We start from the raw sequence: 12,944 nt of genomic DNA on the forward strand, positions 1-12,944 counted from the left end.
GTGTTAAATACAGATATCACGCTCTTTAATTCGGAAATAAAACCTTAATCACCAATATTGAAAATGTCACACATTGAAATTCGTAACTTTCAATAGTGTTACATGCCTCACCAATATTGAAAGAAACACGTCAAATATGAAAATTTTCAATATTGCTTGCTGGTTCAACAATATTGAACGCCAGACACTTAAAAAAGTTAAAAAACCAATACCAACTATATGATTTATAAATAAAAAACAGACATTTCAAGACAAAATAACCAGCACAAAAAAGTGTGACACAAGTAACAGAATCACGCGAAATGAATACCCATTATGAGTTACTCGTTGAGGTGTCCCAGAGGTTAATAAGTTATCAACAAACCATTAATAATAAATAAACAAACGTTCAAAAACGGGCACGCTAAATAAATTTCGTTTTCACACTGGAATTCACTTATGAAAAATGAAAAGAGAAAATCGGGAATTGAACCGAAGGTTTTTTTTCCGCCATTAATAATTGTCGGAATACTTTGCTGGCTAACAGTAAGAGATCTTGATGCCGCTAACGTCGTTATTAATGCGGTATTCAGTTATGTCACCAACGTCTGGGGATGGGCATTTGAATGGTATATGGTCATCATGTTATTCGGCTGGTTCTGGCTGGTTTTTGGCCCCTATGCTAAAAAGAGATTAGGTGACGAAAAACCGGAGTTTAGCACCGCCAGCTGGATTTTTATGATGTTCGCGTCCTGTACATCCGCTGCGGTGCTGTTCTGGGGCTCTATTGAGATCTACTACTATATCTCCACCCCGCCGTTCGGCCTGGAACCAAATTCCACGGGCGCGAAAGAGATAGGTCTGGCGTACAGCCTGTTCCACTGGGGGCCGCTGCCGTGGGCAACCTATAGCTTCCTTTCTGTAGCCTTCGCCTACTTCTTCTTTGTACGTAAGATGGATGTCATCCGTCCCAGCTCCACGCTGGTACCGCTCGTCGGTGAGAAACATGCGAAAGGGTTGTTCGGTACCATCGTTGATAACTTCTACCTGGTGGCGCTGATCTTCGCAATGGGCACCAGCCTCGGTCTGGCTACCCCGCTGGTCACCGAGTGTATGCAGTACCTGTTCGGTATTCCACATACGCTGCAACTCGACGCCATCATCATTACCTGCTGGATCATTCTGAACGCCATTTGCGTGGCCTGTGGCCTGCAAAAAGGGGTCAAGATCGCCAGTGACGTACGTAGTTATCTGAGCTTCCTGATGCTCGGCTGGGTGTTTATCGTCAGCGGTGCCAGCTTCATCATGAACTACTTCACCGACTCCGTCGGGATGTTGCTGATGCATCTGCCACGGATGCTGTTCTATACCGATGCCATTGGTAAAGGCGGCTTCCCGCAGGGCTGGACCGTTTTCTACTGGGCGTGGTGGGTAATTTACGCCATCCAGATGAGTATCTTCCTGGCCCGTATTTCTCGTGGTCGCACCGTACGCGAACTGTGCTTCGGGATGGTACTGGGTCTGACCGCGTCTACCTGGATCCTGTGGACTGTCCTTGGCAGCAACACGCTGCTGCTGATGGATAAAAACATCCTCAACATTCCGCAGTTGATTGAACAACACGGCGTGGCGCGCGCCATTATCGAAACCTGGGCCGCCTTACCGCTCAGCACCGCCACCATGTGGGGTTTCTTTATCCTCTGCTTTATCGCCACCGTAACGCTGATTAACGCCTGCTCTTACACCCTGGCGATGTCCACCTGTCGCGAAGTTCGCGATGGTGAAGAACCGCCTCTGTTAGTGCGTATCGGCTGGTCGGTGCTGGTCGGCATCATCGGTATCGTTCTGCTGGCGCTGGGTGGGTTGAAGCCGATTCAGACCGCAATTATCGCCGGAGGATGCCCGCTGTTCTTCGTCAACATTATGGTGACGCTGTCCTTTATTAAAGACGCCAAAGTGCACTGGAAAGACAAGTAATTCTTATTAACCCAATTGATCAAGAGGCTGAAAGATGGATTTCAACTTAAATGACGAGCAGGAACTGTTTGTCGCCGGTATTCGTGAACTGATGGCCAGTGAGAACTGGGAAGCTTATTTTGCCGAGTGCGATCGTGACAGCGTCTACCCTGAGCGTTTTGTAAAAGCGCTGGCGGATATGGGCATTGATAGCCTGCTGATCCCGGAAGAACATGGCGGTCTGGAAGCGGGTTTTGTTACCGTCGCCGCCGTCTGGATGGAGCTGGGACGTCTTGGCGCACCAACTTACGTGTTGTACCAATTGCCGGGAGGTTTTAACACTTTCCTGCGTGAAGGGACTCAGGAGCAAATTGATAAAATCATGGCGTTCCAGGGTACCGGTAAGCAGATGTGGAACTCTGCTATCACCGAACCGGGAGCGGGATCGGATGTCGGCAGTCTGAAAACCACTTATACACGCAAAAATGGTAAGGTTTATCTTAATGGCAGTAAGTGCTTTATCACCAGTAGCGCCTATACCCCGTACATCGTGGTCATGGCGAGAGACGGTGCATCGCCGGATAAGCCTGTTTACACCGAATGGTTTGTCGACATGAGCAAAGCGGGTATCAAGGTCAACAAACTGGAGAAACTCGGTCTGCGCATGGATAGCTGCTGTGAAATCACCTTTGACGACGTTGAACTGGACGAAAAAGACATGTTCGGTCGGGAAGGTAACGGCTTCAACCGCGTGAAAGAAGAGTTTGACCATGAGCGCTTCCTCGTCGCGCTGACCAACTACGGCACCGCAATGTGCGCTTTTGAAGATGCCGCGCGTTACGCTAATCAGCGCGTGCAGTTTGGTGAAACTATTGGCCGTTTCCAGCTGATTCAGGAGAAGTTTGCGCATATGGCGATCAAACTGAACTCCATGAAAAACATGCTGCTGGAAGCCGCGTGGAAAGCAGATAACGGCACTATTACCTCCGGCGACGCGGCAATGTGCAAATACTTCTGCGCCAACGCCGCGTTTGAAGTGGTAGACACCGCCATGCAGGTACTGGGAGGTGTTGGTATCGCTGGCAACCACCGCATCACGCGTTTCTGGCGTGACCTGCGTGTTGACCGCGTTTCTGGTGGTTCTGATGAAATGCAGATCCTGACGTTAGGCCGTGCGGTACTCAAGCAATACCGATAGAACGGCGCAACCTGTAGGCCTGATGAGACGCTCGCGTTGCCATCCGGCCTACATGGCCCCCATAAATGCCAGGAGAAAAATTATGAATCATTTACCAATGCCAACCTTTGGCCCTCTTGCTGGAGTACGCGTTGTTTTTTCAGGGATCGAAATCGCCGGTCCGTTCGCCGGACAGATGTTCGCCGAATGGGGCGCCGAGGTTATCTGGATTGAAAACGTCGCATGGGCCGATACCATCCGCGTACAGCCTAACTACCCGCAGCTCTCACGCCGCAACCTGCACGCCCTGTCGCTCAATATTTTCAAAGATGAAGGTCGGGAAGCGTTTCTGAAACTGATGGAAACCACCGATATTTTCATTGAAGCCAGTAAAGGCCCGGCCTTTGCACGCCGCGGTATTACTGATGAAGTGCTGTGGGAACATAACCCGAAACTGGTCATTGCCCACCTTTCCGGTTTTGGCCAGTTTGGTACGGAGGAGTACACCAATCTTCCGGCGTATAACACCATCGCGCAGGCGTTCAGTGGTTATCTGATCCAAAACGGCGACGTTGACCAACCGATGCCAGCCTTCCCGTATACCGCGGATTACTTCTCCGGAATGACCGCAACGACAGCGGCGCTGGCGGCCCTGCACAAAGTGCGCGAAACGGGTAAAGGTGAAAGCATCGATATCGCCATGTACGAAGTGATGCTGCGCATGGGTCAGTACTTCATGATGGACTACTTCAACGGCGGCGAAATCTGTCCACGTATGACGAAAGGGAAAGATCCCTACTACGCCGGTTGCGGCCTGTATAAATGCGCCGATGGTTACATCGTCATGGAGTTGGTCGGCATCACGCAAATCAACGAGTGTTTTAAAGATATAGGCCTGGCCCACATTCTCGGTACGCCGGAAGTTCCGGAAGGCACGCAGCTAATCCATCGCGTGGAATGCCCTTACGGCCCGCTCGTCGAAGAGAAACTGGACGCCTGGCTGGCAGCGCATACCATCGCCGAAGTCCAGGCGCGCTTTGCTGAGCTGAACATCGCCTGTGCGAAGGTGCTAACCATTCCGGAACTGGAAGGCAATCCGCAGTACGTTGCTCGCGAATCCATTACTCAGTGGCAAACAATGGACGGCCGCACCTGCAAAGGGCCGAACATCATGCCGAAATTTAAAAACAACCCGGGGAAAATCTGGCGTGGCATGCCATCACACGGCATGGATACCGCCGCCATTCTGAAAAACATTGGTTATAGCGAAGCAGACATAAATGAGCTGGTCGGCAAAGGCCTGGCCAGGGTTGAGGAATAAACGCGACGCGCTAACCCGCTCGTGGGTTAGCGCTCACGCCTGATTTCAGTGGATAAAGCAATATGGATATCGTTGGCGGACAAAACTTACGTCAGATGTGGGACGACCTGGCCGGGGTGTACGGAAATAAAACGGCGTTAATTTTCGAATCCTGTGAAGGAATCGTTCGGCAATTTAGCTATGCCTCGCTCAATGAAGAGATTAACCGCACGGCGAACCTTTTTCATTCCTTAGGGATCCGCAAGGGCGATAGGGTCGCACTGCATCTGGATAACTGTCCGGAATTCATCTTTTGCTGGTTTGGACTGGCAAAAATCGGCGCCATTATGGTGCCGATCAATGCTCGCTTACTGGGCGAAGAAAGTGCCTGGATCCTGCAAAACAGCCAGGTGAGCCTGCTGGTTACCAGCGCCCAGTTTTATCCTATGTACCGTGAAATACGCCAGGAAAATAGCACTCCGCTTAATCATATCTGTCTGATTGGCGAGCAGCTTCCGGCTGACGATGGCGTGAGCCACTTTACCCAACTGCAGGCTCGTCAGTCGACCACCCTGTGCTATACGCCTGCGTTATCCACTGACGATACGGCGGAAATTCTGTTTACCTCCGGTACCACCTCGCGTCCAAAAGGGGTGGTGATTACCCATTATAACCTGCGCTTTGCGGGCTATTACTCTGCCTGGCAAATCGCCCTGCGCGATGATGACGTATACATGACGGTGATGCCCGCTTTTCATATCGACTGTCAGTGTACCGCCGCAATGCCGGCCTTTTCCGCCGGCAGCACCTTTGTGCTCCTGGAGAAGTACAGCGCCCGGGCATTCTGGGATCAGGTACGTAAATATCAGGCGACGGTGACCGAGTGCATCCCGATGATGATCCGCACGCTGATGGTCCAGCCCGCCGCGCCAACGGACAGGCAGCATCATCTGCGCGAAGTGATGTTCTATCTCAATCTATCCGCGCAGGAAAAAGACGCCTTTATCGAACGCTTTGGCGTCAGGCTGCTGACCTCTTATGGTATGACTGAAACCATTGTCGGAATAATTGGCGACCGTCCCGGAGACAAACGACGCTGGCCTTCCATTGGTCGCGTGGGATTTAGCTATGAAGCTGAAATTCGCGACGATCAAAATCGCCCGCTCCCCGCCGGAGAAATTGGCGAAATCTGTATTAAAGGCGTCCCCGGCAAGACCATCTTCAAAGAGTATTACATGCAGCCGGAAGCAACTGCCAGGGCGCTGGAACCAGAGGGCTGGTTACATACCGGTGATTCGGGTTACCAGGATGAGGATGGGTATTTCTATTTTGTCGACAGACGCTGCAACATGATTAAACGCGGCGGGGAAAATGTCTCCTGCGTCGAGCTGGAAAATATTATTTCTGCGCATCCGAAAATTCAGGACATTGTGGTTGTTGGTATTAAAGACGCGATACGTGATGAAGCCATTAAAGCGTTTATTGTCCTTAATGAAGGTGAAACATTAAGCGAAGCCGAGTTTTTCAGCTTCTGCGAAAACAATATGGCGAAATTCAAGGTTCCCTCTTTTATGGAGATCAGAACCGACCTGCCGCGCAACTGTTCAGGAAAAATAATCAAAAAAAATCTGAAATAAACCTTCCGGCAGGAATCCCTCCCGCCGGGAAACTATTTATCTGGAGATGAACCATGAGTGAATCATTACATCTGACCCGTAATGGCCCGATCCTGGAAATTACCCTCGACCGACCTAAAGCCAATGCCATTGACGCCAAAACCAGCTTTGCAATGGGCCAGGCTTTTCTTAATTTCCGTGACGATCCGGAATTACGCGTAGCAATCATTACTGGCGGCGGGGAGAAATTCTTTTCTGCTGGCTGGGACTTAAAAGCGGCAGCGGAAGGTGAAGCGCCGGATGCCGATTTTGGTCCCGGCGGCTTTGCCGGTTTAACTGAAATATTTGATCTGGATAAGCCGGTCATCGCCGCGGTAAACGGCTATGCGTTTGGCGGCGGTTTTGAGCTGGCGCTGGCGGCGGACTTTATTGTCTGCGCGGAAAACGCCAGCTTCGCGCTACCGGAAGCCAAGCTCGGCATCGTGCCTGACAGCGGCGGCGTTTTGCGCCTGCCTAAGCTATTGCCACCGGCTATCGTCAACGAAATGGTGATGACCGGTAGGCGAATGAGCGCCGAAGAAGCGCTGCGTTGGGGGATCGTGAACCGCGTTGTCAGCCAGAGCGAACTGATGGATAGCGCGCGCGAACTGGCGCAACAACTGGTTAATAGCGCCCCGCTGGCGATCGCGGCCCTGAAAGAGATTTATCGTGCGACCAGCGAAATGCCGGTAGAAGAAGGCTACCGCTACATCCGCAGCGGCGTACTGAAGCATTATCCGTCGGTACTGCATTCGGAAGATGCGCTCGAAGGACCGCAGGCATTTGCCGAAAAACGCGATCCGGTGTGGAAAGGTCGTTAATGTGACTATGCCGGATAAGGTGTTTACGCCGTCGTCCGGCAAAAAAACCGAGGTACAACCATGAGCTATTACGCCTTTGAAGGACTGATCCCGGTGGTACACCCGGACGCGTTTGTCCATCCCAGCGCCGTGCTGATTGGCGATGTCATCGTGGGTGCTGGTGTTTATATTGGCCCACTCGCGTCATTGCGTGGGGATTATGGGCGCCTGATCCTTAAGGCAGGATCTAATCTGCAGGATGGCTGCATTATGCATGGCTACTGCGATACCGATACCATCGTGCATGAGAACGGCCATATCGGCCACGGCGCTATTTTGCATGGCTGCGTGGTGGGCCGGGACGCCCTGGTCGGCATGAACAGCGTGATTATGGACGGCGCAGTGATTGGCGAAGAGAGCATTGTCGCCGCCATGAGTTTCGTCAAAGCCGGATTTCAGGGTGAGGCAAGGCAACTGCTGGTGGGTTCACCTGCGCGAGTACTACGCCAGGTCACAGACCAGGAGCTGCACTGGAAACGCCTCAACACCAAAGAATATCAGGATCTTGCGGTCCGCTGTCGAACGGGGCTATCTGAAACGAAGCCGTTAACCCAGGTCGAAAAAAACCGGCCGCGCCTGAAAGGCACGACGGACGTGAAGCCAAAATCAGCCCAATAATTGATGCCGGATGCGCTGACGCTTATCCGGCCTACGCGTCAATCCCCGTTAACGCTGCCATCAGGCAAACTAACCATTAGCGACGCATACTTTTTGACAGCATCATCTGCCATTTCTGCTCACGGTTGAGCTCTGTTGGGGGAACGGCAGACAATCGTGGCGCTTTCGCCACACTCACTTTTCTTTCCTGTAAATTATGATTCAATCGGCGATAGAGATGAGAATCAATACTCACGACTTTCACCAGACGCTGGCACTGACAGCCTCGTCCTGCAATCTGGTTAGGGATCATCTTCACTTCACAAACAATTTCCCCAACTTCTGACAGAATATAGGAGAGCGTATTAATTGCTTTGCAGTGTTCAATATCAAATTGACGGGAAATCTCCTTGGCAGTGATCCATCGGTCCTCTGCCATCATCCAGTCAGCAATTAACAAATAAAGCGGTCTTTCAACATATTTTTCACACATAAGCACACCATTTCACAAATTAAAAATCTGGCTACGGCCTGTCCAAATTAATAAAAACTAAGCCATATTAAAATTGTGGATATAAAGATAGTATGCGACTTGAATGTTGATTAGTGTGAGCAATATCGTGCTTATTACATTGAAAATGTGGTTAAGGAAACGGACATCTCCAGGGATGACCTGATAGGGTAAAAAAAACGGCTCCTTCTCAGGAACCGTTTCAAATTTATATTGCAGATCCGATTAACGCAAATATCACCGGACCTTCTGTTTATTATTTATTGATCTGCGCGTGCATTTCCTGCACCGAGGTCACCTTCTCGGTGGCATCCGCATTCAGCGCCATAGCCGTTGCGAAACCGCCATTCAGGGTGGTGTCGTAATGCACTTTGTACTGCAAGGCGCTGCGGCGAATCAGCTTGGAGTCTTCAATCGCCTGACGACCTGCGGTGGTGTTGATAATGTAGGTATATTCGCCATTCTTGATACGGTCCTGAATGTGCGGACGACCTTCATGCACCTTGTTCACCAGACGCGGGTTGATACCGGCTTCACCCAGCACAATCGCGGTACCGTGAGTCGCATCCAGCTCGAAGCCCTGTTTTAGCAGCTTAGCGGCCAGGTCCACCACGCGCTCTTTGTCGCCTTCGCGAACCGAGAGCAGCGCACGGCCCTGTTTCTTCATCGTGGAGTTACTGCCCAGCTGTGCCTTGGCGAACGCTTCCGCGAAAGTACGGCCCACGCCCATCACTTCCCCGGTAGAGCGCATTTCTGGCCCTAACAGCGGGTCAACGCCCGGGAATTTGTTGAACGGCAGCACCACTTCTTTCACCGAGTAGTACGGCGGGATAATTTCTTTGGTCACGCCCTGCTCGGTCAGCGATTTGCCGGCCATCACGCGCGCCGCCACTTTCGCCAGCGGTACGCCGGTGGCTTTGGAGACGAACGGTACGGTACGCGCCGCACGCGGGTTGACTTCAATCAGGTAGACTTCGTTGTCTTTCACCGCAAACTGCACGTTCATCAGGCCGCGCACCTGCAGTTCGAAGGCCAGCTTCTGCACCTGCTGGCGCATCACATCCTGAATTTCCTTGCTCAGAGTGTAGGCTGGCAGAGAACAGGCGGAGTCGCCGGAGTGTACGCCCGCCTGCTCGATGTGCTCCATGATGCCGCCAATCAGCACCATTTCGCCGTCGCAGATGGCGTCAACGTCCACTTCGATGGCATCGTCGAGGAAGCGGTCCAGCAGCACCGGCGCGTCGTTGGAGACGCTAACCGCGGTCTGGAAGTAGCGACGCAGGTCGGCTTCGTCGTAGACGATTTCCATCGCGCGGCCGCCCAGTACGTAGGACGGGCGCACCACCAGCGGGTAGCCAATTTCTTTCGCCTTCTCAACCGCTTGTTCAATGGCGGTCACGGTGGCGTTGGCTGGCTGTTTCAGCTTCAGACGGTCAACCGCATGCTGGAAGCGTTCACGGTCTTCCGCGCGGTCAATCGCGTCCGGGCTGGTACCGATAACCGGTACGCCTGCGGCTTCCAGTTCACGCGCCAGTTTCAGCGGGGTCTGGCCGCCGTACTGCACGATGACGCCTTTCGGCTTCTCGATGCGCACGATTTCCAGTACGTCCTCCAGCGTTACCGGCTCGAAGTACAGACGGTCGGAGGTGTCGTAGTCGGTAGAGACAGTTTCCGGGTTACAGTTGACCATGATGGTCTCGTAACCGTCTTCGCGCAGCGCCAGCGAGGCATGGACGCAGCAGTAGTCAAATTCGATACCCTGGCCGATACGGTTCGGGCCGCCGCCGAGGACCATAATTTTGTCGCGGTCAACGGACGGGTTAGATTCGCACTCTTCTTCATAGGTGGAGTACATGTAAGCGGTATCGGTGGCGAATTCCGCCGCGCAGGTATCCACGCGCTTGTAGACCGGGTGCAGGTTGTACTGGTCGCGCAGCTTGCGGATTTCCGCTTCGCGCACACCCGCCAGTTTTGCCAGACGCGCATCGGCGAAGCCTTTGCGCTTCAGGTGACGCAGGAAGTCAGCGTCGAGGCCGTTGATGCCCACTTCCGCCACTTTCTCTTCCAGACGTACCAGCTCTTCAATCTGTACCAGGAACCAGCGGTCGATGTTGGTCAGGTTGAACACGCCGTCGACGGAGAGGCCCGCGCGGAAGGCATCGGCGATATACCAGATGCGCTCGGCGCCCGCGTCTTTCAGCTCGCGGCGGATTTTGGTCAGCGCTTCCGGGTCGTCGAGGCTCACTTTCGGGTCGAAACCGGTGGCGCCTACTTCCAGGCCGCGCAGCGCTTTCTGCAGGGATTCCTGCTGCGTGCGACCAATCGCCATCACTTCGCCGACGGATTTCATCTGGGTGGTCAGACGGTCGTTTGCACCGGCGAATTTCTCGAAGTTGAAGCGAGGAATCTTGGTGACAACGTAGTCGATAGACGGCTCGAAGGAGGCCGGAGTACGGCCACCGGTGATGTCGTTCATCAGTTCGTCGAGGGTGTAACCCACCGCCAGTTTGGCCGCCACTTTGGCAATCGGGAAGCCGGTGGCTTTCGACGCCAGCGCCGAAGAGCGGGAGACGCGCGGGTTCATTTCGATAACGATCAGGCGACCATCTTTCGGGTTCACCGAGAACTGAACGTTGGAACCGCCGGTTTCTACGCCGATTTCACGCAGTACCGCCATCGAGGCGTTACGCATGATTTGGTATTCTTTGTCGGTCAGGGTCTGCGCCGGAGCAACAGTGATCGAGTCACCGGTGTGAATGCCCATCGCATCGAAGTTTTCGATAGAGCAGACGATGATGCAGTTGTCGTTCTTATCACGCACCACTTCCATCTCGTACTCTTTCCAGCCGATCAGGGATTCATCAATCAGCAGCTCGTTGGTTGGCGAGAGGTCCAGGCCGCGTTCGCAGATTTCTTCGAACTCTTCACGGTTGTAGGCGATACCGCCGCCGGTGCCGCCCATGGTGAAAGATGGACGTATGATGCACGGGAAGCCCACGTCAGCGGCAACCGCCAGCGCTTCTTCCATGGTGTGCGCGATACCGGAACGCGCGGTGTCGAGGCCGATTTTCTTCATCGCCACGTCGAAACGACGGCGGTCTTCTGCTTTATCAATCGCATCAGCGGTCGCACCAATCATGGTTACACCGAACTCTTCCAGCACGCCCTGACGCTCCAGCTCCAGCGCGCAGTTCAGCGCGGTCTGGCCGCCCATGGTTGGCAGAACCGCATCCGGACGCTCTTTTTCGATGATTTTGCGTACCACTTCCCAGTTGATCGGCTCGATGTAGGTCGCATCGGCCATTTCCGGGTCGGTCATAATGGTTGCCGGGTTAGAGTTCACCAGAATAACGCGGTAACCCTCTTCGCGCAGCGCTTTACACGCCTGGGCACCGGAGTAGTCAAACTCACACGCCTGACCGATAACAATCGGGCCCGCGCCCAGAATCAGGATACTTTTTATGTCTGTACGTTTTGGCATGGCTCTTATTACTCCTGATTATTTCGCGGACTGACGGTATTGCTCAATAAGCTCGATAAAGTGGTCGAACAGCGGCGCCGCATCATGCGGGCCTGGGCTCGCCTCCGGGTGGCCCTGGAAGCTGAACGCCGGTTTATCGGTACGGTGAATCCCTTGCAGGGTACCGTCGAACAGGGACTTGTGGGTCACGCGCAGGTTGGCTGGCAGCGAGTCTTCATCCACCGCAAAGCCGTGGTTCTGCGCGGTAATCATCACCACATTCTTATCCATGTCTTTCACCGGGTGGTTACCACCGTGGTGACCAAACTTCATCTTGATGGTCTTCGCACCGCTCGCCAGCGCCAACAGTTGATGGCCGAGGCAGATGCCAAATACCGGAATATCGGTCTGGAGGAATTTCTCAATGGCTTCGATGGCGTAGTCGCATGGGGCCGGGTCACCTGGGCCGTTAGACAGGAAGATACCGTCCGGATTCATCTTCAGAACGTCTTCCGCAGAGGTTTTCGCCGGTACCACCGTCAGGCGGCAGCCGCGATCCACCAGCATACGCAGAATGTTGCGCTTGGCGCCAAAATCGTAGGCCACCACGTGAAACGGTAGCTCTTCTGCAGACTTCGCTTCCGGCAGGTCACCCGAAAGCGTCCAGCTACCCTGGGTCCAGCTGTAGGATTCAGCGGTGGTCACTTCTTTTGCCAGGTCCATCCCATTTAAGCCCGGGAACGCTTTGGCTTTTTCTAAGGCCAGCGCAGCATCCAGATTATCACCTGCAATGATGCAGCCGTTCTGAGCGCCCTTCTCGCGCAGCAGTCGCGTCAGCTTACGGGTATCGATATCGGCAATCGCCACAATATTATGGCGCTTGAGGTAAGAAGAGAGGTCTTCGGTGTTGCGGTAGTTGCTGGCAATCAGCGGCAGGTCGCGGATGACCAGGCCTTGCGCATGTACCTGAGAAGATTCTGCATCGGCTTCATTGGTGCCGACATTACCGATATGAGGATAAGTAAGAGTGACGATTTGGCGGGAATAGGAAGGATCAGTGAGGATTTCTTGATAACCGGTCATTGAAGTATTGAAAACGACTTCCCCAACCGCCGAACCTGTTGCCCCTATGGCCCGACCGTGAAACTGGGTTCCGTCTTCCAGAACCAATAGCGCTGACTTAATCAAAACACCCTCCAGAGAATATTCACTCACTTTATTTGCATATTAATTCATTAACACCTCATGAATCAATGCAAATTTGCTTACCTATGGATTTCTGGCAAACGGCGGCATTCTAGAGATAGCCCACGTAAAAGTCTACCCAAAAGGGCAATTTTTATTATTATTTTACGCCACTGGGATAAATCACTCGATTTAACAGGCAAAAAGATCAGCTAACTCAGGGTGGAAAACGCTTGCGGTAGATAAAGAGTGTAAAAAGGGGAG

The 12,944-nt window shown here is 53.0% G+C and carries 9 protein-coding genes; 6 read left to right on the forward strand and 3 right to left on the reverse strand.

Features of this window, described 5'->3' with window-relative positions; genetic code table 11:
* The first annotated feature begins 438 nt into the window (after positions 1–438).
* The 6 genes from caiT (at position 439) to caiE (ending at position 7,545) form a co-directional block, all read left to right on the forward strand.
* Entirely contained in the window at positions 439–1,956 is a 1,518-nt protein-coding gene (gene caiT / locus OOJ59_RS08900) for an L-carnitine/gamma-butyrobetaine antiporter (RefSeq protein WP_038637104.1), read from the forward strand.
* A gap of 34 nt (positions 1,957–1,990) precedes the next feature.
* On the forward strand, positions 1,991–3,133 hold the full coding sequence (caiA, locus tag OOJ59_RS08905; RefSeq protein WP_003018898.1) for a crotonobetainyl-CoA dehydrogenase: 1,143 nt from the start codon (positions 1,991–1,993) through the stop codon (positions 3,131–3,133).
* Between the two features lie 82 nt (positions 3,134–3,215).
* Positions 3,216–4,433 (forward strand): L-carnitine CoA-transferase, encoded by a 1,218-nt coding sequence (caiB, locus tag OOJ59_RS08910; RefSeq protein ID WP_038637101.1) that lies wholly within the window; start codon positions 3,216–3,218, stop codon positions 4,431–4,433.
* Between the two features lie 62 nt (positions 4,434–4,495).
* Positions 4,496–6,049 carry a crotonobetaine/carnitine-CoA ligase gene (gene caiC / locus OOJ59_RS08915; RefSeq protein ID WP_038637099.1) on the forward strand — a complete coding sequence of 518 codons (1,554 nt, stop codon included), beginning with the start codon at positions 4,496–4,498 and terminating at the stop codon, positions 6,047–6,049.
* A 53-nt stretch (positions 6,050–6,102) separates the two neighbouring features.
* Positions 6,103–6,888 (forward strand): crotonobetainyl-CoA hydratase, encoded by a 786-nt coding sequence (gene caiD, locus OOJ59_RS08920; RefSeq protein ID WP_038637097.1) that lies wholly within the window; start codon positions 6,103–6,105, stop codon positions 6,886–6,888.
* 60 nt (positions 6,889–6,948) lie between these two features.
* Complete coding sequence (gene caiE, locus OOJ59_RS08925; RefSeq protein ID WP_038637095.1) at positions 6,949–7,545, forward strand: carnitine operon protein CaiE; 597 nt, start codon at positions 6,949–6,951, stop codon at positions 7,543–7,545.
* Positions 7,546–7,621: 76 nt separating this feature from the next.
* On the opposite strand, the gene caiF is transcribed toward caiE, so the two are convergent.
* The 3 genes from caiF to carA form a co-directional block, all read right to left on the reverse strand.
* Positions 7,622–8,017: a carnitine metabolism transcriptional regulator CaiF gene (gene caiF / locus OOJ59_RS08930; protein ID WP_038637093.1), complete on the reverse strand. Its 396-nt coding sequence runs from the start codon at positions 8,015–8,017 to the stop codon at positions 7,622–7,624.
* A gap of 274 nt (positions 8,018–8,291) precedes the next feature.
* The gene (gene carB, locus OOJ59_RS08935) at positions 8,292–11,516 is read right to left on the reverse strand and encodes a carbamoyl-phosphate synthase large subunit (protein WP_038637091.1); all 3,225 of its coding nucleotides are present in this window, start codon (positions 11,514–11,516) and stop codon (positions 8,292–8,294) included.
* An 18-nt stretch (positions 11,517–11,534) separates the two neighbouring features.
* Complete coding sequence (carA, locus tag OOJ59_RS08940) at positions 11,535–12,683, reverse strand: glutamine-hydrolyzing carbamoyl-phosphate synthase small subunit (protein ID WP_038637089.1); 1,149 nt, start codon at positions 12,681–12,683, stop codon at positions 11,535–11,537.
* Between the last annotated feature and the right edge of the window lie 261 nt (positions 12,684–12,944).

Source organism: Citrobacter sp. W9 (assembly GCF_026719375.1).
Lineage (GTDB): Bacteria > Pseudomonadota > Gammaproteobacteria > Enterobacterales > Enterobacteriaceae > Citrobacter > Citrobacter werkmanii.